This is a genomic window from Kitasatospora sp. NPDC001547, assembly GCF_042894165.1.
GTDB lineage: Bacteria > Actinomycetota > Actinomycetes > Streptomycetales > Streptomycetaceae > Kitasatospora.
The window spans coordinates 62,544-85,749 of sequence record NZ_JBIAVL010000004.1 but is presented as its reverse complement, the minus strand read 5'-3'; the positions used below and the strand labels follow the sequence as shown (position 1 = coordinate 85,749).

The following is a 23,206-nucleotide window of genomic DNA, read 5'->3' as shown; positions in this document are numbered from 1 at the left end:
GTGTTGTCACCGGTGAGGCGCACACGGTCAGCGCGCGGCCGGCCCGGTCAGCGCGCGGCCGCCGCGAGGTGCTCCTCGACCATTCGCACGAAGTACGCGTGCACCCGGTGGTCGCCGGTCAGCTCGGGGTGGAACGAGGTGGCCAGCAGGTTGCCCTGGCGCACCGCCACGATCCGGCTCTCCGGGCCGTCCGCGGCGGGCAGCTCGGCCAGCACCTTGACGCCGGCGCCGACCGACTCGACCCAGGGGGCGCGGATGAAGACGCCGTGCACCGGCTCGTCGTCCAGGCCCGCGAAGTCGATCCCGGACTCGAAGGACTCGTTCTGGCGGCCGAAGGCGTTGCGGCGCACCGTCATGTCGATGCCGCCGACGGTCTGCTGGTCGTCGCGGCCGTCCAGGATCTTGTCCGCCAGCATGATCATGCCCGCGCAGGTGCCGTAGACCGGCATCCCGGCGGCGACCCGCTCGCGCAGCGGGTCCATCACGCCGAACAGCAGCGCCAGCTTGGACATGGTGGTGGACTCCCCGCCGGGGATCACCAGCGCGTCGACCTCGGCCAGCTCCTCGGCGCGGCGCACCGGACGGGCGAGCGCGTCGGCCTCGGCCAGCGCCACCAGGTGCTCGCGGACGTCGCCCTGGAGGGCGAGGACGCCGATGACAGGAGTGCTCACGGTCTTCAACCTCTATCGATCGTTACGACGGACTACGTGGCGCGGCCCGCCGCGCGCCGAGGCGCTGCGGCGGGCCGGCCGGAAGGAGTGGTGGTTACCAGCCGCGGTTGGCGTAGCGCTCGGTCTCCGGCAGGGTGTCGCAGTTGATGCCGACCATGGCCTCGCCCAGGTTGCGGGAGGCGTCCGCGATGATCTTCGGGTCGTCGAAGAAGGTGGTGGCCTTCACGATGGCGGCGGCGCGCTTGGCCGGGTCGCCCGACTTGAAGATGCCGGAGCCGACGAAGACGCCCTCGGCGCCCAGCTGGCGCATCAGCGCGGCGTCGGCCGGGGTGGCCACGCCACCGGCGGAGAACAGCACGACCGGCAGCTTGCCGAGTTCGGCGACCTCCTTGACCAGCTCGTACGGGGCGCGCAGCTCCTTGGCGGCGGCGTACAGCTCGTTGTTGTCCAGGGCGCGCAGCCGGCCGATCTCGTTCTTGATCTGGCGCAGGTGGCGGACGGCCTCGACGACGTTGCCGGTGCCGGCCTCGCCCTTCGAGCGGATCATGGCCGCGCCCTCGGCGATGCGGCGCAGGGCCTCGCCCAGGTTGGTGGCGCCGCAGACGAACGGGGTGGTGAAGGCGAACTTGTCCGAGTGGTTGACCTCGTCGGCCGGGGTCAGCACCTCGGACTCGTCGATGTAGTCGACGCCCAGCGACTGGAGCACCTGGGCCTCGACGAAGTGACCGATGCGGGACTTGGCCATCACCGGGATGGAGACCGCCTCGATGATCTCCTCGATCATGTTCGGGTCGGACATGCGGGCCACGCCGCCGTCCTTGCGGATGTCCGCGGGGACCCGCTCCAGGGCCATGACGGCGACCGCGCCGGCGTCCTCGGCGATCTTGGCCTGCTCGGCGTTGACCACGTCCATGATCACACCGCCCTTGAGCTGCTCGGCCATGCCGCGCTTGACCCGGGCGGTGCCGATCTGCGGCTGGTCTGCGGTGGTGGGGGTGGTGGACACGTGAGACCTCACTCGAAGATGAATCAGTGCTATCGCCCTATGGTAGGCAGAACGGGTGACCCACTCTTGCGCCACCAAGTCCAGCCCGGACGACGGGATACGACAAACGGGCCGTATCCGGGGACACCTTAAGCAGGCGCCCCTTCGGGCGTGAGGGCGGGCGGCGGGGCGTCGTCCATCTCGAACGCCAACGGGAACGGCGCCTTCCCCGCCAACCGGAAGTACCGCACCAGCCGGTGCTCGCGCACCGCCCGCGCCGCCCGCACCGCGTCGTTGTGGAACCGGCGGGCCATCGGCACCCGCCGCACAGCGGCCGTCAGATCACGAACCGCGTCCTCGCCACCCGGCTCGGCCATCAGCGCCGCCATCTGCTCCGGCTCCTCGAACACCGCCCGCAGCGCCAGGCTCAGCTGGCTCTCCGCGACCTCGCGCTGCTCGTCCTCGGCCTGCCGGGCCGCGTGCGCCGCGTCCAGCAGCAGCAGTGAGGCCGCCGGATCCAGCAGCGAGGACGTCGCCAGCTCCATCGCCACCGAGGCCCGACGGACCAGCTGCGCGTCCAGCGCCGCCCGCGCGGCGTCGATCCGGGCGTGCAACCGGTCCAGCCGACCGGCCGTCCAACTCAGGTACATGCCGAACAGCACCACGGCCACGCCGGCCCAGATCCAGGTAGTCACGGGCCGCTACGTTACCGGGTGTCACCGGGTCAGCCCCGAGCGGTGGCGTTCCGGTAGCCCTCCCGGTCGATGTCCGTGATGTTCACCGCGGTGAACAGCCGGGTGCCCGGCTCCGGCCGGACGTACTCGGCCAGCAGCGCGAGCACGCCCTCGGCCAGCGCCGCCTTCGCCTCCGGAGCACGGCCCGGGAAGATCTGGAACTCCACGAACACCTGGGTGTCGGTGGCGGCCCCGTCGGTGCCGACCACCAGCACCTCGCTCGGCCGGAACACCGTCTTGCAGGACCCGGGCCTCGCGTCGATCGTCTCCTCCGCCAGCCGGTTGATCGCCAGGCCGAGGCCCCGGCGGTCGAAGGTGCCGGCCAGGTCGGCCGAGTAGTCGACGGAGATCTGCGGCATCGTGTGTGCCCCCGTGGATCGCAGTGGTACGGACCTCCGACCCTAACGCCGCCCCCACCCGGCCCCGGCCTCGGGGTTCAGTCCCTGGCCAGCCCGAACCGGCCGCGCCGCCCGCTGCGCTCGTCCTCCTCGACCACCGCCGCCGCGCCCGCCGTCACCGTCTCGTACACCGCCAGGATGTCCGCGCCGACCGTCGACCAGTCGAACCGCCGCACGTGCCGCGAGGCCGCCTCCCGAAGCTCCTCCAGCCGCGCCGGATCACCCAGCAGCCGCAGCGCCGCACGGGCCAGCGCGTCCGCGTCCTCCACCGGGAACAGCTCGCCCGCGTCCCCGCCGTCCAGCACCTGCTTGAACGCGTCCAGGTCGCTCGCCAGCACCGGCGCCCCCGCGGACATCGCCTCGACCAGGATGATCCCGAAGCTCTCGCCACCGGTGTTCGGCGCCACGTACAGGTCCACGCTGCGCAGCAGCCGCGCCTTGTCCCGGTCGCTCACCATGCCGAGGAACTCCACCTGCCGGCGCACCTCGGGCGCCAGGCCCGCGACGGCCTCCTCCTCGTCGCCCTTGCCCGCCACCAGCAGCCGCACCCCCGGCCGCTCCGCCAGGATCCGCGGCAGCGCCGCCAGCAGCGTCGGCAGGCCCTTGCGCGGCTCGTTGATCCGCCCGATGAAGCCGATCGTGCCCGGCTCCCCCTTCGCCGCGTGGCCCGTCCAGCGCTCGTCCGGCTCGGCCTCGGCGAAGAAGCCCACGTCCACGCCGTTCGGGATCACCACCGCGTCCCCGCCCAGGTGCTCCACCAGGGTGCGCCGGGCGTACTCCGACACCGCGATCCGCGCCCGCATCTTCTCCAGCCCCGGCTGCAGGATCGGCGAGGCCGCGATCATCACCCGCGACCGCGGGTTGGAGGTGTGGAAGGTCCCCACCATCGGTCCGGTCGCCGACCACGCGGCCAGCATCGACAGGCTCGGCGCGGCCGGCTCGTGCACGTGCAGGATGTCGAAACGCCCGTCGTGCAGCCAGCGCCGCACCCGCGCCGCGGACAGGAACCCGAAGCTCAGCCGCGCCACCGACCCGTTGTACGGCACCGCCACCGACCGCCCGGCCGGGACCACGTACGGCGGCAGCGCCTCGTCGTCCTCGGCCGGCGCCAGCACCGACACCTCGTGCCCCAGGCCGATCAGGTGCTCGGCCAGGTCCCGGATGTGGAACTGCACCCCACCGGGGACGTCCCAGTCGTACGGGCAGACGATGCCGATCTTCACGGGTTCCTCAAGCTCCTTCGGACGGTCGTGCGGGCGGGACGGCGGAACGGCTCGGGACCCCGGAGGCCCCGGCCGACGGATCAGGACCCGGAGGCCTCGGCCGCGGGCTCCGCGGCCGCCTCCACCCGCTCCGCGGACGCGGCCCTCACCGTCTCACGGACCGGCAGGTCGGCCAGCCAGAACCTCTGCAGCATGTGCCAGTCCTCCGGGTGCTCCCGGACGCCCTGCTCCCACACGTCCGCCATCGCCTGGGTCATCGCCCGGACGCGCTCCTTGCGGTCGCCCTCCTCGGGCACCGGCACCTCGGAGTGGATCCGCCCCCGCAGCACCGGGCCGTCGTACCAGAGCGTGACCGGCAGCAGCGCCGCCCCGGTCCGCTGGCACAGCGCCGCCGGACCGGTCGGCATCCGGGTCGCCTCACCGAAGAACGTCACCCCGATCCCCGCCTCCGACAGGTCCCGGTCCCCCACCAGACAGACCAGTCGGCCCTCGCGCAGCCGCCGCGCCAGCGTGCCGACCACGTTCACCGAACCACCGGTCAGCGCCAGCACCTCCATGCCCTGGCCCTCCCGGAACGCCACGAACCGGTCGAACAGCCGCTCCGGCTTCAACCGCTCCGCGACCGTGGTGAACGGGTAGCCCTGCTGCGCCACCCACGTCCCCGCGAGGTCCCAGTTGCCCATGTGCGGCAGCGTTATCACCGCGCCCCGCCCGGCCTCCAACACCGCCCGCAGGTTCTCGAAGCCCTCCACCTGGACGTCCCGGGCCACCCGCTCCCGGCTCCACACCGGTAGCCGGAACGACTCCATCCAGTACCGCAGGTACGAGCGCATCCCGGCCCGGGACAGCTCCCGCAGCCCGGCCTCGTCCAGCCCCGGACGGACCCGGCGCAGGTTCGCCTCCAGCTGGAGCACCCGCTTGCCGCGCCTGCGCCACGCGAAGTCCGCCAGCCGGTCGAACAACCCCCGGGCCACCCGCTCCGGCAGGTGCTTCAGCAGCCCCCACCCCAGCGCGTACGCCCAGTACACCAGTCGGTCCGTCACCGCAGGACGCCCCCCATCAGCTCCCGGCCGCCGCTCGGTCGGCCTCGAACGCCTCCCGGCGCACGGTCAGCATCCGCTGGAACACCGTCACCAGGCTGCCCGCCGCCACCAGCCACAACGCCACCGGCAGCAGCCACTCCACGTACGGCACACCGAACTTGTGCAGACCCGCGACCCCGGCCGCCACCAGGCTGGCCACCAGCCGCTCGGCCCGCTCCACCAGCCCCGAGACGTCGCAGGGCAGACCCTGGCTCTCCGCCCGGGCCTTGGTGTACGACACCACCAGACCGCTCGCCAGGCAGAAGATCGCCACCGCGCAGAGCAGGTCGTCGTCACCCTTGCCCGCGTACCACATCGCCAGACCGCCGAAGATCGCCGCGTCCGCGACCCGGTCCAGGGTGGAGTCGAGGAACGCCCCCCACTTCGTGCTCCGACCCAGCTGGCGGGCCATGTTCCCGTCCACCAGGTCCGAGAAGATGAACAGCGTGATCGTGATGGTGCCCCAGAAGAACTCCCCACGCGGGAAGAACACCAGCGCACCGGCCACCGAACCGGCGGTACCGATCAGCGTCACGGCGTCCGGGCTCACACCCAGACGGATCAGGAACGCGGCGAACGGGGTCAGGACACGTGTGAAGAAGGCACGCGCGTATTTGTTGAGCATGGCCTTCCCAGCCGCTCCGATCTCCCAGATACCCGCCTGGCGCAGCACGCGCGGCAGACGGCCGGGCGGATCAGCCCGTCCGGCGCACCCATCGTAGCCACGCCGGGGACACGCTCCGGCGCACGCACCGCCGGACGCCGCCCCCGCCACCGCACGCACACCCACGGTCACCGACCGGCCGTCACGAGACGCGCCCCACCGAACCCGACCCTAGACTGCGATGGACAGCCTCGGCGCCACGGGAGGAGACCCCGATGCCCGACCGCAGCACGGCACGAGCCGGCCAGGCACCCGCCGTCACCGGCCCGCAGGACCTGCGCAACGTCGTCCTCATCGGCTCCAGCGGTGTGGGCAAGACCACCCTCGCCGAATCCCTCGCCCTGGCCGCCGGCGCCACCGGCCGGGCCGGCCGCGTCACCGACGGAACCACCGTCTCCGACCACGAGGACATCGAGCACCAGCAGCAGCGCTCCGTCCAGCTCGCGCTCCTCCCGCTCGAATGGAAGGGCGTCAAGATCAACCTGATCGACCCGCCCGGCCACCCCGACTTCACCGCCGACCTGCGCGCCGCCCTCCACGCCGCCGACGCCGCCGTCTTCGTCGTCTCCGCGACCGACCCGGTCACCGCCCCCACCCGCGCCCTGTGGCGCGAATGCGCCGCCGAAGGCATCCCCCGCGCCATCGCCGTCGCCAAACTCGACCTCGCCCGCACCGGCTTCGACGACATCCTCACCGCCTGCCACGACGCCTTCGACCTGGGCCCGGACACCCTCCGCCCGCTCTTCCTGCCCGTCCTCCACGACGGACACCCCGACGGCAGCGTCGACCTCCTCACCGGCGACACCTACGGCGACGCCGAGCCCCTCCCCGACACCGCCCCCGCCCACGACAGCCTCGTCGAAGCCATCTCCGGCCAGGACGACACCCTCATGGAGCGCTACCTCTCCGGCGACCCCCTCGACACCGACTCCCTCGAAGCCGGCCTGCGCCGCGAAGTCCTCTCCTGCGCCCTCCACCCCGCCGTCCCCACCAGCGAGAACGGCCTCGGCGCCGCCGAACTCCTCGACCTCATCGCGCACAGCTTCCCCGACCCCACCGAACGCACCCGCCCCGCCCCCGCCTGCGACCCCGACGCCCCGCTCGCCGCCCAGGTCGTCCGCGTCACGGGCGACGCCTACGTCGGCCGGATCAGCCTGCTGCGCCTGTACGCCGGCACCCTGCGCCCCGACACCCGGATCCACCTCACCGGCCCCGCCCACGCCGCCGACCAGAACGGCGACGAACGCGTCACCGGCCTCACCAGCCCCTTCGGCAAGCTCCAGCGACCCGTCCCGCACGCCGTCGCCGGCGACCTCGTCTGCGCCGCCAAACTCACCACCGCCCGCGCCGGCGACACCGTCCACGACCCCGGCCACCCCGTCGACCTCGACGGCTGGGCCCTCCCCGAGCCACTGCTCCCGATCGCCGTCGAAGCCCACAGCAAGGCCGACGACGACAAGCTCTCCCAGGCCCTCTCCCGCCTCGCCGCCGAGGACCCGGCGCTCCGCCTGGAACAGAACCCCGACACCCACCAGCTCGTCCTCTGGTGCACCGGCGAGGCGCACGCCGAGGTCGTCCTCGACCGCCTCCGCACCCGCCACGGCGTCCACGTCGACACCGTCGAACCCAAGGTCGCCCTGCGCGAGACCTTCGGCACCGCCGCCGTCGGCCACGGCCGCCTGGTCAAGCAGTCCGGCGGCCACGGCCAGTACGCCATCTGCGAGCTCGAGGTCGAACCGCTCCCGGCCGGCTCCGGCTTCGAGTTCCAGGAGCACGTCGTCGGCGGCGCCGTCCCCAAGCACTTCATCCCCTCCGTCGAGAAGGGCGTCCGCGCCCAGCTCGCCAAGGGCGTCACCACCGGCTACCCGCTCGTCGACGTCCGGGTCACCCTCACCGACGGCAAGGCCCACTCCGTCGACTCCTCCGACGCGTCCTTCCAGAACGCCGCCGCCCTCGCCCTGCGCGACGCCGCCGAGCACGCCGTCATCCGTCTGCTCGAACCCGTCGCCGCCGTCAGCGTCCTGCTCCCCGACGACTACCTCGGCGCCGTCCTCGGCGACCTCTCCGCCCGCCGCGGCCGCGTCCTCGGCAGCGAGACCGGCGGCACCGGCCTCACCCTGCTGCGCGCCGAGGTCCCCGAACTCGAACTGGTCCGCTACCCGGTCGACCTGCGCTCGCTCACCCACGGCACCGCCGAGTTCTCCCGCGCCTACCTGCGCCACGAACCCATGCCCGCCGCCCTGGCCGAGCGCTACACCGACTGAACCACCGGCTGCCCTACGGCCGGGCGGGATTGCGGTCCGGCAGCGCGCACGCCGCCGTACCCCCCGGCATCCGGTGCCGGTTGCGCGCCACCCAGCGGTAGACCAGCCCCGCCAACGGCCGGACCGGCGCCGCCGTCAACACGGCGCCCAGATACGCCCACACCCCGCCGGAGCGCATCAGCAGCCGCGCAACCGCCTGCGCGCCCCCGTACACCCGGCCGGTCGGCGTCACCCAGAGCACCTCCCGCTCCGCCCGCCCGGCCGACACCTCCCCCCGGCCGCCGGCCAGCGCGTCCAGCCCCGCCAGATCCGCGAACTGGAACGGCACCGCCTCCCAGCCCCCCGAGGCCAGCGTCTGCCGCAGGTACCGCTCCGCCCAGCGGACGCAGGACGAACAGAACGAACAGTCCCCGTCGAAGACCAGCACCGGATCCTTCACGGCCGCTCCCCTTTCCACGTTCCCACCGTCCATCCTGCCCCACCGCCACCATCGCCACCTCAACGGGCATCGACCTGCCGGTGGCTGGGCATCATGCCCCTCAGGCCTCCGGTGACGGTACTTCAGACGATCATCCGCGCTGGGGTGCCACGGCACGGTAACCTGCCGCTGACAAGGGGAGGAGGGGACGCCACCGTGACCACACTCGACATGACCCCGGGTGCGCAGATACCCCGGACCGACGCCGGTCCGCAGACCGCCATCACCCAGGGACTCTCCTCGACCGCCTACCGGGACGGCGAGATCAAGGGCTTCGTCGACGCCGTCGCCGACGCCACGGAGAAGAAGGGCCGTTTCGCGCTCTTCCGCCCCAACCTCGGCGAGGCCTTCAGCAAGGCGCTGATCTCCCGGGCCCTCGGCGGCGACCGCAAACCCCTCGTCCCGGCCTTCGGAGTCGACACCCGCCAGGTCGTCGAACACTGCCTGGCCGCCGAGGAACTGCGCAACACCCGCGACCGGCAGCTCAGCACCGTCTCCATCGCCACCGGCGTGCTCTTCCTCCCCGGCACCCTGGTCTGGCTCGGCGCCTTCCAGCTCCGCGCCTGGCTCAAGCGGGACAACCCGAAGAACGCGGCCGTCTACGGCGGCATCGTGCTCGCCGCGGCGGCGGCCCTCGCCGTCCTGCTCGCGCTGCGCCCGCCGGCCGCCGGCTTCATCGGCGTCTACCTGCGCGTCACCATGCTCGCGCCGATCGTCGGCTGGTACCTCGCCCGCCGGATCGTCGAGCGCTCCGCCAAGGACCTGCGCTCCCGCTGGCAGGCGCTGGTCGAGGGCAGCGTGGTGGCCGCCTCGGTCGCCAAGGCCGTCCCCCGCGACGACCTCGACAAGAAGGCCGCCGACCTGCGCGACAAGCTCGGCCGCCTGGACGCCGAGCAGGAGACCAACATCCACCACTACGCCGGTCCCAAGGGCATCCTCGGCGCCGGCCGCCGCTGGGGCGAGTGGCGCCTCGCCGACACCCTGCACCCCGCGGAGGGACACGCCGACTTCCGCGCCTTCCACCCCTGGGACCTGGTCCGCCGGATCTCCTCCCACCTCAAGGGCCTCGGCGTCAGCCACGTCGCCAACAGCGGCATGCCCAACGTCGCCATCAAGCAGTGGGTGGTCTTCGACATCGGCGAGAGCGCCGACGAGATCAGCCGCCCCGCCAACGCCGACATGGACGGCGACCGGATGCGCGACTTCGCCGTGCAGAGCGTCGCCGACAAGCAGACCTTCTCCGGCGGCCCCCGGCACTACCTCGCCACCCAGTTCATCACCCACGACGGCAAGCTGGTCCTCACCTTCACCGTCACCGTCACCCTGCTCGCCAACGTCCTGAACATCACCGTGTCCGGCTACGCGCTGGGCCCGGTCAAGGGCGTCTTCTTCGACAAGCCCAAGGACAAGGAGAAGTCGGTCGCGAAGACCGTGAAGTTCTGGGAGGAGCGCACCGTCAAGCTCCCCCTGATCGACAACGACGAGGTCGTCCGTCAGGCCGTCCGCGCCCCGTTCTACCGGATGCCCGGCCTGCTGGGCTGGCTCGGCGGCGGGCTCGGACTGCCGGAGCCGTTCGGCCTGCGCCACATCTGGGCCGGCCGGGCCTGGGAGAACCGCTCCATGGTCGACAACGCGCAGAACGCCTCCGTCCCGGTGCTCGCCGCCGTCCACGCGGCCACGCTGGAGTTCCTGGAGGAGCACGACCTGGACGCGGACCGCTTCTTCAAGAACCGCACCTCGGTCATCAAGTCCGAGGCGCAGAGCCCCCGGCCGTACGACGTCGACACCTTCAACGCCGGCTGATCCGGCGCGGAACGCGGGAGGGCCCCACCGGGAATTCTCGGTGGGGCCCTTCCGCGTGTACTCCGGCTCAGCCCTGCGGCCAGACCTCGGCCAGCATCTTCCGGGTGTCCGCCAGCAGCTGCGGCAGCACCTTGGTGTGGCCGACCACCGGCATGAAGTTGGTGTCCCCGCCCCAGCGCGGCACCACGTGCTGGTGCAGGTGCGCCGCGATCCCGGCCCCGGCCGCCGCGCCCTGGTTCATCCCGATGTTGAACCCGTGGGCCCCGGAGGCCGCCCGCAGCGCCGTCATCGCCTTCTTGGTGAAGTCCGCCAGCTCGGCCGTCTCGGCCTCGTCCAGGTCGGTGTAGTCGGCCACGTGCCGGTACGGGACCACCATCAGGTGCCCGCCGTTGTACGGGTACAGGTTCAGCACCGCGAACACGGCGCTCCCCCGGGCGATGACCAGCCCGTCCTCGTCGCTCAGGGACGGGATGGAGCAGAACGGACAACCGTCGTCCGGAGCCGGACCGGTGGGCTTGTTCTCACCCTGGATGTACGCCATCCGATGAGGCGTCCACAGGCGGCGGAAACCGTCCGGCTCGCCGACGCCCCGCTGAAGTTCCGGCTCAGTCGTCATGCTGATCAGCATATTCGCCCGACGGTGGATGCAAAGCCGCGCGGGGCAGACTCTTCGAGAGCCAGCCCCGCGCGTACCCGCGATACCGCTGTGCCCTGGATCCGCTGGCACATCGGGTTCGGGTCACCCCCGCTCAGGCGGGGAAGCCGTCACACCTGGACACGACGCGCCACAGCATCGACGATCTCGGCGATCGCCTGGTCACGGGGCACGCCGTTCTTCTGCTCGCCGTTGCGGTAGCGGAAGGACACCGCGCCCGCCTCGACGTCGTCGTTGCCGGCGATCAGCATGAACGGGACCTTGGTCTTCTGGGCGTTCCTGATCTTCTTCTGCATGCGGTCGTCCGAGGTGTCCACCTCGACCCGGATCCCCTGCTTCCTGAGCTCGGCCGCGACCTCCAGCAGGTACGGCACGTGCTCGTCGGTGATCGGGATGCCGGTGACGGTGACCGGGGCCAGCCACGGCGGCATGGCACCGGCGTAGTGCTCCAGCAGCACCGCGAAGAACCGCTCGATCGAGCCGAACAGCGCGCGGTGGATCATGACCGGCCGCTGGCGCGAGCCGTCCGCCGCGGTGTACTCGAGGTCGAAGCGCTCCGGCAGGTTGAAGTCCAGCTGGATCGTCGACATCTGCCAGGTACGGCCGATGGCGTCCTTCGCCTGCACCGAGATCTTCGGGCCGTAGAAGGCCGCGCCGCCCGGGTCCGGAACCAGCGGCAGGCCCTGCTTCTCGGCCACGCTCGCCAGGACGCGGGTGGCCTCCTCCCAGGCTTCGTCCGTCCCCACGAACTTCTCCGGGTCCTTGGTCGACAGCTCCAGGTAGAAGTCGGTCAGACCGTAGTCGCGGAGCAGGTTGAGCACGAAGGTCAGCGTGGAGTCCAGCTCCTCCGCCATCTGCTCGCGGGTGCAGTAGATGTGCGCGTCGTCCTGCGTGAAGCCGCGGGCGCGGGTCAGACCGTGCACGACGCCGGACTTCTCGTAGCGGTACACCGTCCCGAACTCGAAGAGGCGCAGCGGCAGTTCACGGTACGAGCGGCCGCGCGCGTCGAAGATCAGGTTGTGCATCGGGCAGTTCATCGGCTTGAGGTAGTAGTCCACGCCCTCGTCGAGCTGCATGGGCGGGTACATACCGTCCGCGTACCAGTCGAGGTGGCCGCTCTTCTCGAAGAGCTTCCCCTTGGTGGCGTGCGGGGTGTAGACGAACTCGTAGCCCTCCTCCTCGTGCCGCTTGCGCGAGTAGTCCTCCATGGCCCGGCGGATGATGCCGCCCTTGGGGTGGAAGACGGCGAGGCCGGAGCCGATCTCCTCGGGGATGGAGAAGAGGTCGAGCTCGTTGCCGAGCTTGCGGTGGTCGCGCTTCTCGGCCTCGACGAGGAAGTCCAGGTGGGCCTTGAGCTCGTCCTTGGTCGGCCAGGCGGTGCCGTAGATGCGCTGCAGCATGGGGTTGCGCTCGCTGCCGCGCCAGTAGGCGGCCGCGTTGCGCATCAGCTTGAACGCCGGGATGTGCCGGGTGCTGGGCAGGTGCGGGCCGCGGCAGAGGTCGCCCCAGCACTGCTCGCCGCTCTTGGCGTCCAGGTTGTCGTAGATGGTGAGTTCGCCGGCGCCGACCTCGACGTCGGCGCCCTCGCCGGCGGTGGCGGCGGAGCCCTTGAGGCCGATCAGCTCCAGCTTGTACGGCTCGGCGGCCAGCTCCTCGCGGGCGGACTCGTCGGTGACCACGCGGCGGGAGAACTTCTGCCCGCGCTTGATGATCTCCTGCATCTTCTTCTCGATGGCCTTGAGGTCATCGGGGTGGAACGGCTTCTCGACGTCGAAGTCGTAGTAGAAGCCGTCCTTGACCGGCGGGCCGATGCCGAGCTTGGCCTCGGGGAAGAGCTGCTGCACGGCCTGGGCCATGACGTGCGCGGTGGAGTGGCGCAGGATGTCCAGGCCGTCCTTGCTGCCGATCTCGACCGGCTCGACCTCGTCGCCGTCCTGGACGGCGTAGGCGAGGTCCTTGAGCTGGCCGCCGACGCGGGCGGCGATGATCGAGCGGTCGTCGGCGAAGAGCTCGGCGGCCGTAGTGCCCGTGGTCACCACGCGCTCTTCCCGATCGGGTTCGCGGCTGATGATTACCCGGACGTCCGTCACCGGTCTCTCCTGACGTGCTGGATTTCAGAGGACGCAACACTGCGCTGCGCGTGACGATGGTACCGAGAGCGCCGCCCCCGCCGTCCACCTACGCCCCTTCTCCCCCTTCCTCCGTCCTCTCCCGGAGCGACTTCAGCAGCCGCTCGCGGTCCCCTTCCTCCCAGCCGCAGAGCTCCAGGCCGTGCGGGCGGGACAGCCGGCGGAAGCCGCCGTGCCGGTCCAGCCGGCCGGAGACCCGGACCGGCAGGCCCGCGAGGTGTGCCTCGACGGCCAGCCGGTAGTCGGGGTCGGGCAGGCGGAGCCTGACTTCTCGGACGTCGGCGCCGGCCAGCACCCGCAGCCGTACCGAGCCAGGCCCGGCCGGGTCGGCCCGCTTGAGCCGGGTGACCACGCCGACCACGGTGACGGCGACGGCGGGTTCGATGCGTTCCAGCAGGTCGGCGGCCTCCGCCAGGGCGGGCAGGTCGCCGGGCGAGAAGTCGAGGTCGATCCGGCGGTCCCCGAAGCCGCCCGGTGTCCCGGCGGCGGGCGACCAGGCGACGCCGAAGCGGGCGGCCGTCGCGTCGCGCACCAGGTCCTCGACGGACCGGACGAGCTCGCGGCTGACGCCGGCCCGGACGGCGCTCCCGAAGGCCTCGGGCCCGCCGCTGACCCGGCGGTAGTCGACGGCGTCGCGCAGCGCCTCCAGGGCGCGGACCAGGGTGGTGACGGCGGCGCGGCCCTCGGGGGCGGGGGTGTACGCGGTGAGGGCGGCGCCCTGTTCGACCAGCAGGACGCGGTCCAGGAAGTCCCCGGCGGGGCCGTCCAGCCGGGCGCCGAAGTAGCCGGCCCTGGTCCGGGCGGCCTTGGCCCCGGCGGCGAGCATCCCGCGCGCCGCCTGCCGGAGCCGCTCGGCCTCGTCCCAGGGGGCGGCCCCGGCGGGGCCGGGCGGGTCGCGGTGCCAGCGCAGTTCGTCGCCGGGCACGGTGAGGGCGAGCAGGATCGAGCGGGCGGAGGGGGTGCGGGAACGGGAGAGCGCGGTGACGGCGTCGGCGAGGAGTTCGACGGCGTCGTCGAAGCCGTCCCCGGCCGGGACGAGCAGGCTGGTGCCGGCTTCGCCGTCGGGCGGGGTCCAGCGTCCGTACCGGGCGGCCGGGCCGCCGCGGCGGACCCAGCCGTGCCGGGCGAGCAGGGTGGCCAGCACCGCCGGGTCGACGGCGGCCGGGTCGGGCAGGGGCGGGGCCGGCTCGCCCGGTCCGTGCGGCGGTGTCATGGGTCCGGTTCCTCCCTGCCGGGGCCGGGCCGTCACGGGCTGCCGCCCGCGCCGACCCGGGCCATGATGTCGCAGAGCGCGCGGTCGTCGAAGACCTTGCCGGTGGGCACCCGGACGTTGGTGCGCCGCTGCCCGGTGACCGGGTGGCCGGCCAGGTTGACCCAGTAGCAGCAGTGCCGCAGCTCCAGGGCGTCCGGACGGGCCCGCAGCCAGTGCCCGACCCGGCGCGGCAGCAGCATCACGACCAGGATCCGCGGCACGGCGACCCGGGGCCGGGCGAGCTTGCGCAGGTGGTCGTTGTCGAGGGTGAAGCTGAAGAACGGCCCGGCCGGGTCGGGCGCGACCTGCTGGGTGGCCTTGAGCTGGATCTTGACGGTGACCTCGTCGTCCACCTCGTGCGTCCGGGAGCCGTGGCTGACGTGCCAGTCGATGCCGTTGTCCGGGAACGGCTGGGAGAGCGAGCAGCCCGCCGCGGCGGCGACCGCGTGCAGGTAGCCGACCTGCAGGGTCTCCATACAGGCGGTGACCGCGAGGTTCCCCCGCAGGACGTCCGCCGCCTCCTCGGGCTGCGGCTGGGTCAGTGCCATCGCCCCGTGCCTCCCCCGGTTCCGGGCCCGCCCCGGTCCGGGCGGACCGGTCGATTCGAACGGGACGGTCAGGGGCAGGATCCCCGGTCGGGCTTGGGCCAAACGGGTTGAGGGAGCGTCAGAACCGGGTATCAACCGGGCGCAACGCTCGTCTGAGGGGCAGTCATGCAGCAGCACTGGTACACCGGCCCACTCGCCTCGTTCGACACCGAGACGACCGGCGTGGACGTGGAGCACGACCGGATCGTCTCCGCCGCCCTGGTCGTCCAGCTCGCGCCGGGCGCTCCGGCGCGGACGACCTCCTGGCTCGCGGATCCGGGCGTTCCGATCCCGGACGGCGCCCGCGCGGTGCACGGCATCAGCGACGACCGGGTGCGCGCCCACGGCCGCCCGGCCCGCACGGTGGTGGCGGAGGTCGTCCGCGCGCTGGCGGCGGAGGCCCGGGCCGGGCACCCGGTGGTGGTGATGAACGCGCCCTACGACCTGACGCTGCTGGACCGGGAGCTGCGCCGCCATCACGGGCTGACATTGGCCGACGGGCTGTCGACGGCCGGGCTGGTGGTGCTGGATCCGCGGGTGCTGGACAAGCACGTGGACCGCTACCGCAAGGGCCGCCGGACGCTGACCGACCTGTGCGCCCACTACGGCGTGGACCTGGCGGGGGCGCACGACGCGGCGGCGGACGCGACGGCGGCGCTGGCGCTGACCCGGCGGATAGGCGCCCGCTACCCGGCGGCGCTCGGCGGGCTGTCGGCGGCGGAGCTGCACCTGCGGCAGGCGATCTGGCACGCGGCACAGGCGCGCGGGCTGCAGAACTGGTTCGACCGTTCGGGGACGCCGGAGCGGGTGGACCTGTCCTGGCCGCTGCGGCCGGCCCGGTGCGGCTGCGGGCGCCGGCTGGAGCCCGAGCACGGCTGCGAGGCGGCGGCGTGACGGGCGGCCCCGGGGATCCGGGGCCCGGACGCGCCGCAGGCCCTGACCGGTTTCCTGGTCAGGGCCTGCGTGCTGTCCGGTGGGCGATACTGGGATCGAACCAGTGACCCCTTCGGTGTGAACGAAGTGCTCTCCCGCTGAGCTAATCGCCCGGGCAACGAGAAGAACTGTAGCACCATTCGGGGCCGGTCGTACAACTCGCCCGTTCCGGGTACCGCCGACGACTCCGCAGAACTCGCGCCCCGCACGGGAGGTGACTCTCCCTCAGCCGATTACCGACGCCCCGGGACCGTTTCCGGAAATACACGTGAGGCCCAGTCGATAATCGACTGGGCCTCACATATCACAATGCATTCCGGTGGGCGATACTGGGATCGAACCAGTGACCCCTTCGGTGTGAACGAAGTGCTCTCCCGCTGAGCTAATCGCCCGGGTGCAGGGAAAACATTACCGCATCCCGAGGGGTGCTCCGAACACCCTCGCTGGTCGCGGCTCCTCCGCCCGGGCGGGTCAGCTCCCGTCCAGCCGCCAGGGCAGCGCCAGGCCGTAGCGGGCGAAGTACCAGCCGCCCGCCCCCGCGAGGGCGGCCAGCCCGATCGCGGTGAGCGTCAGGTTGCGGCGGCGCACCCGCGGGTCCATGGCCCGCTGGGCGGCCTCGGCGACCTTGCGGCGGGTCCAGCGCAGGACCAGCTGGGCCCAGACGAACTCGGTGGACCAGATCCCCATGCCCAGGAAGATCACCAGCCAGCCGGGGCCGGGCATCGGCAGCATGACCACTCCGAGCGCCACCACGGCGAGGCCGACCACGAAGACCGCCACCTGCCAGACCCGGTGCAGCGCCGGCGAGCGGCGGACGAAGGCCGGGGCCCTCGAACCGACCGGCCGTCCGCCGTCCGCAGCCGTGTCAACCGGCACAGCCGGTTCACCCGTTCTCGCGTTCCCGCCCGCCTTGTCGTTTCGCACAGTCATGCCAGGAAACTAACCAAGAAGTACCCGGGTAATGCCGGGCCCGGCCGCCGCGACGCGATTCGGCAATGCGCCGTAAGGGGTACGACTCGCGCCCGAATCGGGACAGAGGGGTTTACATCGGTCTTGGGGGTGGGATGGTCCGTTCGCCGACGTGCGATTCCCCGAGCGCACACTGAGCGAAAGGCCATGGCGCTTATGAACACCACGGTCAGCTGCGAGCTGCACCTGCGCCTCATCGTGTCCAGCGAGTCCTCACTGCCCGTCCCCGCGGGCCTGCGCTACGACACCGCCGACCCCTACGCCGTGCACGCCACGTTCCACACGGGCGCCGACGAGACCGTGGAGTGGGTGTTCGCCCGAGATCTCCTCGCGGAGGGGCTGCACCGACCCACCGGTACCGGCGACGTCCGGGTGTGGCCGTCGCGCAGCCACGGGCAAGGGGTGGTCTGCATCGCGCTGAGCTCTCCGGAAGGAGAAGCCCTGCTGGAGGCCCCGGCCCGGGCGCTTGAGTCGTTCCTCAAGCGGACGGACGCCGCGGTGCCCCCCGGCACCGAACACCGTCACTTCGACCTCGACCGGGAGCTGTCCCACATCCTCGCCGAAAGCTGACCCCGCCGGAGGCGGTAACGCCCCGCCGTCGGCGGGGCCGTAGCCCCTGCCGCCATCGCAGCCGTCCTACTCGGGGGCACGGCAGCGGACTCAGCCGCGCACACGCGGTCTCGGGGCCGGTGATCGGCCCCGCTCCTACCGGAGCGGGGCCGCAGCACCGCAGGCGCCCGGCACCGAGGCCGGTCATCCCCACGGGTGACCGGCCTCGGTGCCGGGCGCCGACGTCTATCGGGGGACGCCCCGCCGGCGGCCGTCGCACCGGTCGGGAGGCCGGTCCGCCCGGGCGGTGCCCGGTTTCGTACGCCTTGCCGGACTACGTACACGCATTCGAAAGAAGCCACCGCCCTACCGGCACGAGGCCCGGTATGGTCTGGGGTAACCGTGGACGCGGGGTATCGGAGTCCCCCTGCGCGAGGAGCCCCCAACGTGCTGATCACCCATGACACCGAGTGCGCGCTGAGCATCCTTGTGGAGCTGCTCAACACCGCACCCGAGGTGTGCGGCGCCGAGCGGCTGCCGGACGTCGCCGCACTGGACGCCTTCGTGGTCCGCCAGGAGATCAGCGAGATCGACTCGCTGACCGAGGACGACCTGCGGCGGGTGCACGAGCTGCGCACCCGGCTGCGCGAGGTGTTCGCGACGGAGTCCACCGCGCAGGCCGCCGAGCTGGTCAACTCGATCGTCGCGGCCGCCGGGACGACGCCCCGGCTGACCGACCACGACGGCCACGACTGGCACATCCACTACTTCGCGCCGCACGCCGCTCTCGGTGACCACCTGGCGGCCGAGCTGGGCATGGCGCTGGCCTTCATCCTGATGGCGGGCGAGCGGGAGCGGCTGCGCCGCTGCGAGGCGCCGGACTGCGCACGGGTCTTCGTGGACCTCTCCCGCAACCGCTCGCGGCGCTACTGCGACAGCCGAACCTGCGGCAACCGGCTCCACGTCGCAGCCTACCGGGCGCGGCAGCGGTCGGCGGAGGCCGTCCCCTCCGCCTGACCCGCCGGCCGTCCCGCTCAGATCCCGCGCTTGCGGAGGATCTCCTCGATGTCGGCGAAGTCGCCGAGGCCGTCCTCGCGCTTGCCCGCGGCGGGCTTCTTCGCGGCCCTGGGCGTCGGCGCCACCGCGGGACGCTCGGGCGCCGGCCCGGCCGCGGCCGGGCGCTCCGGGGCGCCCTCCACCGCGCCGCCCCGGCGGCCCACCCAGCGGGTGGTGAGCAGCAGGGCCGCGGAGACGCCGAGCAGCGCGATGCCGGTCCACACCCGCGGGTCGAGGACCAGCTTGGTCGCCCAGTCGGTGAACTCCCGGCCGATCGTGCTCGCCAGCGGGAACAGGCCGGTCAGGTAGAGGCCGGCGGGCAGCAGGGCCACCGCGAACCAGCGGGTCGCCGACAGGAAGCGCCGCCGGTAGGCCCGCAGCCCCGCGAAGGCCACCCCGCCCGCGGTGAGGATGAAGCTGATCGACGCGCTCAGCACGGGGCCGCTCCTTCGGGTCCGGTCGTCCTGGTCATCGGTGCCTTCCTCTCGGTCCGCCCTCGGGCGCACCTCCGGCCGGAGCGGGCGCCCACTAGTGGAACACTGGGGGAATGATCGATGGTTCCCTCCCCCGCCTCGAGTTCTGGTGCGACCTCCAGTGCCCGGACTGCCACACCGCGCTGGACGACGTACGGGCGCTGCGGGCGCAGTACGGCGACGCGCTGAGCGTGGAGCTGCGGCACTTCCCGCTGGAGAAGCACAAGCACGCCTACGCCGCCGCCGAGGCGGCCGAGGAGGCGTTCGCGCAGGGGCTGGGCTGGCCGTTCGTGGAGGCGCTGCTGGCCCGCACCGCGGAGCTGGAGGCGCGCGGGCAGCAGGTGCTGCTGGAGGTGGCCCGGGAGGTCGGGGCGGACGTCGACGAGGTGGACACCGCGCTGATCGACGGCCGGCACATGCTGACCGTCGACGCCGACCAGGCCGAGGGCAAGGCGATCGGGGTCACCGGCACGCCGACGTACGTGATCGGCGGCAAGCGCCTCGACGGCGGGAAGAGCCAGGAGGGGCTGCGCGCCTCGATCACGGCCGTCCTCGAGGCGGCGAAGTCCTCCTGACGCCACGTCGGGTCACAGCTGCTTGCCGTAGAGGCGCTCGGTGACCAGGTAGCCCAGCGAGGTGTAGAGCCGGACGGCGACCTCGTTGCCGGAGAAGACGTTGAGGCCGAGGTTCCGCACCCCGGCGGCCAGGCACTCGCGTTCGGCGACCAGCATCAGCGTGCGGCCGTGTCCCCGGCCCTGGTGGGCCGGGGAGACCTCGACCTTCATCACCCAGGCGAGCGGTTCGCCGTCCGGCAGGTCGCGCAGGCGCAGCTGCAGCCAGAGCAGGCCGTACGGCTCCTGCCCGCCCTCGCCGTACAGCCGGCGCACGACCGCGCCCGGGGCCTCCGGGTCGGAGGCGACCGGGTTCTCCCGGCCGGCGGCGGTGCGGGCGCGGGCCTGTTCCTCGGTGAGACCGGAGTCCACCATCGCGCCGACGTAGTCCTCCAGGGACCGGTCGAACCAGGCCCGGAGCTCGGCCGGCCGGTCGAACGGGCGCACGCTCAGCCCGGCCGGCAGGTCGGGGGCGGCGGCCAGGAGCTTGGACATGGCCAGGGCCCGCTCGGTGTACCCGAGGGTCACGGCGAGCCCGCGGGCCGCCGCTGCCGACTCCGGGACGGAGACGTCGACCCGGGTGCAGCCCCAGGTCCGCAGCACCTCCTCGGCGGCCAGCCCGCCGAAGGTGCCCCGGCCCCGGCCGCGGCCCTCGGTGATCTCCAACTCGGATATCCGGCCCCAGAGTCGGCCGCCCTGCGGGTCGGCGGTGGTGCGCAGCGCGCCGACCGGGTGGCCGTTCGAGAGGATCAGCCAGCGTCTGGTGCGGCCGCCGGCCGCGGTGGGTGTCTCCGGGCCCTCGGGGCGCAGCGTGGTGGTCATGTGGTGCTCCCTTCCCGTTGCCCGGAGGGTTATCCACGCGACCGGTGCGCTGCCCGGGGGATCACGGGTCGAGGTCGTCGCCGCTGCGCTCGGCGAAGACGGCCATGGCCTTGGCGGTGACGGGGCCGATGCCGGGCAGCTCGCGGTCGTCGACGCGGGTGACGGCCTGGACGTCGCGGGTGGAGGAGGTCAGGAAGACCTCCTCGGCGTCCTGGAGGGCGCTGAGCGGGAGGTCGGCCTCCTCGGCGCCGCACCAGTCGACGACGAGCTGCCGGGTGATGCCGGCCAGGCAGCCGGAGGCGAGGGCGGGGGTGAGCAGGCGGCCGCCGAGGACCACGAAGACGTTGGAGCCGGTGCCCTCGCAGAGCCGGCCGGCGGTGTTGGCGAACAGGGCCTCGGAGGCGCCGGCGCGGTGGGCGGCGGCCAGGGCGACGACGTTCTCGGCGTACGAGGTGGTCTTGAGGCCGGCGACGGCGCTGTGCTCGTTGCGGCGCCAGGGGACCACGACGACGGCGGTCTCGTCGGGGCGGTGGCCGATCGCGTTGAGGGCGACGACCAGGGTCGGGCCGGTGGTGCCGCGCTCGGAGCTGAGCGGGCCGTTGCCGCCGGTGTAGGTGACGCGCAGCCGGCCGAGCGGTGCGGGGTTGGCGGCGAGGACCTGGGCGCAGGCCTCGCGGACCAGGTCGTGGTCGGGGTCGGCCAGGCCGAGGCCCCGGGCGGAGCGGGTGAGCCGGTCGAGGTGGCGGGTGACCGCGAAGGCGCGGCCGTCGACCGTCTTCAGGGTCTCGAAGACGCCGTCGCCGGTGGTGAGGCCGTGGTCGAGGACCGAGACGGCCGCGTCGGCGGAGTCGACCAGGGAGCCGTTGACCCAGCTCGTGGTGCGGTTGTGCATCAGGTGCTGCTCCTAAGCGGTAGGGGCTCAGGCCCCGGTCGGATCGGGTCCGCTGCCGGACCGGGCGCCGGGTTCGCTGCCCGACGCTATCGCGACCAGTCGGGCCGCCTTCAGTTCGGTTTCGGCCCATTCGCGTTCGGGGTCGGAGCCCCAGGTGATGCCGGCGCCGGTGCCGAAGCGCAGGACGGGTGCGTCGGGGTCCGTCCGGTCGATCCAGAAGGTGCGGATGCCGACGGCGAGTTCGGCCTCGCCGCGGTCGGCGTCGACCCAGCCGACGGCGCCGCAGTAGGGGCCGCGCGGGGCGGTCTCCAGGGCTTCGATGATCCGCAGGGCGCTGGACTTGGGGGCACCGGTGACGGAGCCGGGCGGGAAGGTGGCGGCGAGGAGCTCGGGCCAGCCGGCGCCCTCGCCGAGGGTGCCCTCGACGGTGGAGACCAGGTGGACCAGGCCGGGGTGCTTCTCGACGGCGCAGAGGTCGGGGACGGTGACGCTGCCGGTCTCGCAGACCCGGCCGAGGTCGTTGCGGACCAGGTCGACGATCATCACGTTCTCGGCGTGGTCCTTGTCGAGGAGGTCGTCCTCGGTGCGGCCGGTGCCCTTGATCGGGCCGGAGGAGACGGTGCGGCCGGTGCGGCGCAGGTAGAGCTCGGGCGAGGCGGTGGCGATCTCGACGCCGTGCCCGGGCAGGCGGACGGTGCCGGCGTAGGGCGCGGGGTTCCCGCGGGCGAGGAGGCCGGTGAGGGCGTCGACGTCGCTGTGGTCCGGGTCGGGCAGCGGCGCGGAGAGCACCCGGCAGAGGTTGGCCTGGTAGACCTCGCCGGCGGCGATGTGCTCGCGGATGCGGCGGACGCCGGCGGTGTAGGCGGCGCGGTCGAGGGAGCTGTGCCAGCTGCCGGCCTCGGGTCCGCGCCAGCCGGCACCGGAGGGCGGGGCGGGGGCGGGGCGGAGCCGGTCGAAGCGGGCGCAGGTGAGGCGGCCCTCGAAGTCGTAGGCGACGGCCCAGTAGCCGGCGGAGTCGAGGGCGGCCGGGTCCGAGGTGACGTCGCGCAGTCCGGTGGCCAGGCGGCCGCCGAAGCGGGCGAGCGGGGTGCGGGGGTCGGGGTGGCCGGACACGGTTCTCCTGCGCGGTGGTGCTGGGGGCGGTGCCTGAAGTGTAGGTCGGGGGGCGTGGGCCTTGAGCGGCGCGCGCCCCCGCGCGCGAGCAGCCGCGTGCGTCGCGTGGGTGTGCGCCGGGTGACCTGCGGATGATCCTCCGGGAGCGCCGCAGGTGGTGGCCGGTGACCGGCCGGGAGGGCTGACGGGACGGCACTCGCCGGTCATCCCCGCGGCATGCTGCGGGAACGGATTTTTAGCTGGCCCGGGAATCCGCTAGAGTTCAACACGTCGCCAGGGAGCGCAGCCGAAGAAAAGCGGTGAAGGTCCCCGGGAGACAGGCGGACGTGGCTCAGTTGGTAGAGCATCACCTTGCCAAGGTGAGGGTCGCGAGTTCGAATCTCGTCGTCCGCTCGATGGAGAACAGTGTAAGATCGTTCTTCATGCGTTGCCTGGTGGAGTGGCCGAGAGGCGAGGCAACGGCCTGCAAAGCCGTGTACACGGGTTCAAATCCCGTCTCCACCTCCAAGAGGTCCCCCGGTTCCACCGGGGGCCTCCCCGCGCGATTAGCTCAGCGGGAGAGCACTACCTTGACACGGTAGGGGTCACTGGTTCAATCCCAGTATCGCGCACGTCGGATCCCCCGGGGTCTGCTGCACGACCGCCTCACCAGGCGCGATTAGCTCAGCGGGAGAGCACTACCTTGACACGGTAGGGGTCACTGGTTCAATCCCAGTATCGCGCACAGTAACGGGCCCTCCGGGGTCTGCTGCAACACCGCCTCATCAGGCGCGATTAGCTCAGCGGGAGAGCACTACCTTGACACGGTAGGGGTCACTGGTTCAATCCCAGTATCGCGCACGTCGGATCCCCCGGGGTCTGCT

At 72.7% G+C, this 23,206-nt stretch carries 23 protein-coding genes and 7 tRNA genes; 11 read left to right on the top strand and 19 right to left on the bottom strand.

The features are described from left to right. Positions 1 to 47 precede the first annotated feature (47 nt). The 7 genes from pdxT to pgsA form a co-directional block, all read right to left on the bottom strand. The gene (gene pdxT, locus ACFY0X_RS08775) at positions 48 to 671 is read right to left on the bottom strand and encodes a pyridoxal 5'-phosphate synthase glutaminase subunit PdxT (RefSeq protein ID WP_387750829.1); all 624 of its coding nucleotides are present in this window, start codon (positions 669 to 671) and stop codon (positions 48 to 50) included. A gap of 94 nt (positions 672 to 765) precedes the next feature. Next, positions 766 to 1,677: a pyridoxal 5'-phosphate synthase lyase subunit PdxS gene (gene pdxS, locus ACFY0X_RS08770; RefSeq protein ID WP_350633191.1), complete on the bottom strand. Its 912-nt coding sequence runs from the start codon at positions 1,675 to 1,677 to the stop codon at positions 766 to 768. A gap of 128 nt (positions 1,678 to 1,805) precedes the next feature. Continuing rightward, the gene (locus ACFY0X_RS08765) at positions 1,806 to 2,306 is read right to left on the bottom strand and encodes a hypothetical protein (protein ID WP_387751912.1); all 501 of its coding nucleotides are present in this window, start codon (positions 2,304 to 2,306) and stop codon (positions 1,806 to 1,808) included. Positions 2,307 to 2,380: 74 nt separating this feature from the next. Further along, positions 2,381 to 2,749: a 5-carboxymethyl-2-hydroxymuconate Delta-isomerase gene (locus ACFY0X_RS08760; protein WP_387750825.1), complete on the bottom strand. Its 369-nt coding sequence runs from the start codon at positions 2,747 to 2,749 to the stop codon at positions 2,381 to 2,383. A gap of 77 nt (positions 2,750 to 2,826) precedes the next feature. Beyond that, complete coding sequence (locus tag ACFY0X_RS08755) at positions 2,827 to 4,011, bottom strand: glycosyltransferase family 4 protein (protein ID WP_387750822.1); 1,185 nt, start codon at positions 4,009 to 4,011, stop codon at positions 2,827 to 2,829. Between the two features lie 80 nt (positions 4,012 to 4,091). Next, the gene (locus tag ACFY0X_RS08750; protein ID WP_387750819.1) at positions 4,092 to 5,054 is read right to left on the bottom strand and encodes a phosphatidylinositol mannoside acyltransferase; all 963 of its coding nucleotides are present in this window, start codon (positions 5,052 to 5,054) and stop codon (positions 4,092 to 4,094) included. A 16-nt stretch (positions 5,055 to 5,070) separates the two neighbouring features. Further along, a complete protein-coding gene (gene pgsA / locus ACFY0X_RS08745) occupies positions 5,071 to 5,718 on the bottom strand; it encodes a phosphatidylinositol phosphate synthase (protein WP_387750816.1) in 648 nt (215 codons plus the stop codon). Positions 5,719 to 5,972: 254 nt separating this feature from the next. Between pgsA and ACFY0X_RS08740 the strand changes: the two genes are divergently transcribed. Beyond that, positions 5,973 to 8,021: an elongation factor G-like protein EF-G2 gene (locus ACFY0X_RS08740; protein ID WP_387750813.1), complete on the top strand. Its 2,049-nt coding sequence runs from the start codon at positions 5,973 to 5,975 to the stop codon at positions 8,019 to 8,021. Between the two features lie 13 nt (positions 8,022 to 8,034). On the opposite strand, the gene ACFY0X_RS08735 is transcribed toward ACFY0X_RS08740, so the two are convergent. Then, positions 8,035 to 8,460, bottom strand: a complete 426-nt coding sequence (locus ACFY0X_RS08735) for a thiol-disulfide oxidoreductase DCC family protein (RefSeq protein ID WP_387750811.1) — start codon at positions 8,458 to 8,460, stop codon at positions 8,035 to 8,037. A gap of 195 nt (positions 8,461 to 8,655) precedes the next feature. Here ACFY0X_RS08735 and ACFY0X_RS08730 point away from each other — a divergent pair, with 195 nt between their 5' ends. Next, a complete protein-coding gene (locus tag ACFY0X_RS08730; RefSeq protein ID WP_387750809.1) occupies positions 8,656 to 10,302 on the top strand; it encodes a hypothetical protein in 1,647 nt (548 codons plus the stop codon). A 67-nt stretch (positions 10,303 to 10,369) separates the two neighbouring features. On the opposite strand, the gene ACFY0X_RS08725 is transcribed toward ACFY0X_RS08730, so the two are convergent. From ACFY0X_RS08725 to ACFY0X_RS08710, 4 genes are all read right to left on the bottom strand, one after another. Next, positions 10,370 to 10,930 carry an HIT domain-containing protein gene (locus ACFY0X_RS08725; protein ID WP_097238679.1) on the bottom strand — a complete coding sequence of 187 codons (561 nt, stop codon included), beginning with the start codon at positions 10,928 to 10,930 and terminating at the stop codon, positions 10,370 to 10,372. 137 nt (positions 10,931 to 11,067) lie between these two features. Continuing rightward, positions 11,068 to 13,047, bottom strand: a complete 1,980-nt coding sequence (gene thrS, locus ACFY0X_RS08720; RefSeq protein ID WP_387750806.1) for a threonine--tRNA ligase — start codon at positions 13,045 to 13,047, stop codon at positions 11,068 to 11,070. A gap of 88 nt (positions 13,048 to 13,135) precedes the next feature. Next, complete coding sequence (locus ACFY0X_RS08715) at positions 13,136 to 14,299, bottom strand: hypothetical protein (protein ID WP_387750803.1); 1,164 nt, start codon at positions 14,297 to 14,299, stop codon at positions 13,136 to 13,138. Positions 14,300 to 14,331: 32 nt separating this feature from the next. After that, the gene (locus ACFY0X_RS08710; RefSeq protein WP_387750800.1) at positions 14,332 to 14,886 is read right to left on the bottom strand and encodes a DUF4365 domain-containing protein; all 555 of its coding nucleotides are present in this window, start codon (positions 14,884 to 14,886) and stop codon (positions 14,332 to 14,334) included. A gap of 165 nt (positions 14,887 to 15,051) precedes the next feature. On the opposite strand from ACFY0X_RS08710, the gene ACFY0X_RS08705 reads away from it, so the two are divergent. Then, the gene (locus ACFY0X_RS08705) at positions 15,052 to 15,819 is read left to right on the top strand and encodes an exonuclease domain-containing protein (RefSeq protein WP_387750797.1); all 768 of its coding nucleotides are present in this window, start codon (positions 15,052 to 15,054) and stop codon (positions 15,817 to 15,819) included. Positions 15,820 to 15,899: 80 nt separating this feature from the next. Here ACFY0X_RS08705 and ACFY0X_RS08700 read toward each other — a convergent pair. From ACFY0X_RS08700 to ACFY0X_RS08690, 3 genes are all read right to left on the bottom strand, one after another. Continuing rightward, positions 15,900 to 15,971: transfer RNA gene (locus tag ACFY0X_RS08700), tRNA-Val, on the bottom strand. A 207-nt stretch (positions 15,972 to 16,178) separates the two neighbouring features. After that, positions 16,179 to 16,250, bottom strand: a tRNA-Val gene (locus ACFY0X_RS08695). Positions 16,251 to 16,329: 79 nt separating this feature from the next. Next, entirely contained in the window at positions 16,330 to 16,788 is a 459-nt protein-coding gene (locus tag ACFY0X_RS08690; protein ID WP_387750795.1) for a TIGR02611 family protein, read from the bottom strand. Between the two features lie 195 nt (positions 16,789 to 16,983). Here ACFY0X_RS08690 and ACFY0X_RS08685 point away from each other — a divergent pair, with 195 nt between their 5' ends. Together ACFY0X_RS08685 and ACFY0X_RS08680 are read left to right on the top strand one after the other, a co-directional pair. Then, the gene (locus tag ACFY0X_RS08685; protein WP_030056266.1) at positions 16,984 to 17,397 is read left to right on the top strand and encodes an SsgA family sporulation/cell division regulator; all 414 of its coding nucleotides are present in this window, start codon (positions 16,984 to 16,986) and stop codon (positions 17,395 to 17,397) included. A 426-nt stretch (positions 17,398 to 17,823) separates the two neighbouring features. Then, positions 17,824 to 18,393, top strand: a complete 570-nt coding sequence (locus ACFY0X_RS08680; RefSeq protein WP_387750792.1) for a CGNR zinc finger domain-containing protein — start codon at positions 17,824 to 17,826, stop codon at positions 18,391 to 18,393. 17 nt (positions 18,394 to 18,410) lie between these two features. Here the strand turns inward: ACFY0X_RS08680 and ACFY0X_RS08675 are convergent, their stop codons facing one another. Beyond that, positions 18,411 to 18,869, bottom strand: a complete 459-nt coding sequence (locus tag ACFY0X_RS08675; RefSeq protein ID WP_387750789.1) for a hypothetical protein — start codon at positions 18,867 to 18,869, stop codon at positions 18,411 to 18,413. A gap of 110 nt (positions 18,870 to 18,979) precedes the next feature. On the opposite strand from ACFY0X_RS08675, the gene ACFY0X_RS08670 reads away from it, so the two are divergent. Next, positions 18,980 to 19,480, top strand: a complete 501-nt coding sequence (locus tag ACFY0X_RS08670; RefSeq protein ID WP_387750787.1) for a DsbA family protein — start codon at positions 18,980 to 18,982, stop codon at positions 19,478 to 19,480. Between the two features lie 12 nt (positions 19,481 to 19,492). Here the strand turns inward: ACFY0X_RS08670 and ACFY0X_RS08665 are convergent, their stop codons facing one another. The 3 genes from ACFY0X_RS08665 to ACFY0X_RS08655 form a co-directional block, all read right to left on the bottom strand. Then, positions 19,493 to 20,338 (bottom strand): GNAT family N-acetyltransferase, encoded by an 846-nt coding sequence (locus tag ACFY0X_RS08665; protein WP_387750784.1) that lies wholly within the window; start codon positions 20,336 to 20,338, stop codon positions 19,493 to 19,495. A gap of 61 nt (positions 20,339 to 20,399) precedes the next feature. Beyond that, positions 20,400 to 21,230 (bottom strand): aminotransferase class IV, encoded by an 831-nt coding sequence (locus ACFY0X_RS08660; protein ID WP_387750781.1) that lies wholly within the window; start codon positions 21,228 to 21,230, stop codon positions 20,400 to 20,402. Between the two features lie 27 nt (positions 21,231 to 21,257). Then, positions 21,258 to 22,343 carry a chorismate-binding protein gene (locus tag ACFY0X_RS08655; RefSeq protein ID WP_387750778.1) on the bottom strand — a complete coding sequence of 362 codons (1,086 nt, stop codon included), beginning with the start codon at positions 22,341 to 22,343 and terminating at the stop codon, positions 21,258 to 21,260. A gap of 320 nt (positions 22,344 to 22,663) precedes the next feature. Between ACFY0X_RS08655 and ACFY0X_RS08650 the strand changes: the two genes are divergently transcribed. The 5 genes from ACFY0X_RS08650 to ACFY0X_RS08630 all read left to right on the top strand — a co-directional run bounded on the left by ACFY0X_RS08650 (position 22,664) and on the right by ACFY0X_RS08630 (position 23,183). Continuing rightward, a tRNA-Gly gene (locus tag ACFY0X_RS08650) sits at positions 22,664 to 22,736 on the top strand. Positions 22,737 to 22,776: 40 nt separating this feature from the next. Beyond that, positions 22,777 to 22,850, top strand: a tRNA-Cys gene (locus ACFY0X_RS08645). Between the two features lie 32 nt (positions 22,851 to 22,882). Further along, positions 22,883 to 22,954: transfer RNA gene (locus ACFY0X_RS08640), tRNA-Val, on the top strand. Between the two features lie 41 nt (positions 22,955 to 22,995). Continuing rightward, positions 22,996 to 23,067 (top strand) — tRNA-Val (locus tag ACFY0X_RS08635). A gap of 44 nt (positions 23,068 to 23,111) precedes the next feature. Continuing rightward, positions 23,112 to 23,183, top strand: a tRNA-Val gene (locus tag ACFY0X_RS08630). The last annotated feature ends 23 nt before the right edge of the window (positions 23,184 to 23,206 follow it).

Coding starts and splice junctions, on each gene's coding strand:
- ACFY0X_RS08765 (WP_387751912.1), bottom strand. CDS start 2,306: ATGTACCTGAGTTGGACGGCCGGTCGGCTGGACCGGTTGCACGCCCGG.
- ACFY0X_RS08760 (WP_387750825.1), bottom strand. CDS start 2,749: ATGCCGCAGATCTCCGTCGACTACTCGGCCGACCTGGCCGGCACCTTC.
- pgsA (WP_387750816.1), bottom strand. CDS start 5,718: ATGCTCAACAAATACGCGCGTGCCTTCTTCACACGTGTCCTGACCCCG.
- ACFY0X_RS08740 (WP_387750813.1), top strand. CDS start 5,973: ATGCCCGACCGCAGCACGGCACGAGCCGGCCAGGCACCCGCCGTCACC.
- ACFY0X_RS08725 (WP_097238679.1), bottom strand. CDS start 10,930: ATGCTGATCAGCATGACGACTGAGCCGGAACTTCAGCGGGGCGTCGGC.
- ACFY0X_RS08715 (WP_387750803.1), bottom strand. CDS start 14,299: ATGACACCGCCGCACGGACCGGGCGAGCCGGCCCCGCCCCTGCCCGAC.
- ACFY0X_RS08710 (WP_387750800.1), bottom strand. CDS start 14,886: ATGGCACTGACCCAGCCGCAGCCCGAGGAGGCGGCGGACGTCCTGCGG.
- ACFY0X_RS08705 (WP_387750797.1), top strand. CDS start 15,052: ATGCAGCAGCACTGGTACACCGGCCCACTCGCCTCGTTCGACACCGAG.
- ACFY0X_RS08690 (WP_387750795.1), bottom strand. CDS start 16,788: ATGACTGTGCGAAACGACAAGGCGGGCGGGAACGCGAGAACGGGTGAA.
- ACFY0X_RS08685 (WP_030056266.1), top strand. CDS start 16,984: ATGAACACCACGGTCAGCTGCGAGCTGCACCTGCGCCTCATCGTGTCC.
- ACFY0X_RS08670 (WP_387750787.1), top strand. CDS start 18,980: ATGATCGATGGTTCCCTCCCCCGCCTCGAGTTCTGGTGCGACCTCCAG.
- ACFY0X_RS08665 (WP_387750784.1), bottom strand. CDS start 20,338: ATGACCACCACGCTGCGCCCCGAGGGCCCGGAGACACCCACCGCGGCC.
- ACFY0X_RS08660 (WP_387750781.1), bottom strand. CDS start 21,230: ATGCACAACCGCACCACGAGCTGGGTCAACGGCTCCCTGGTCGACTCC.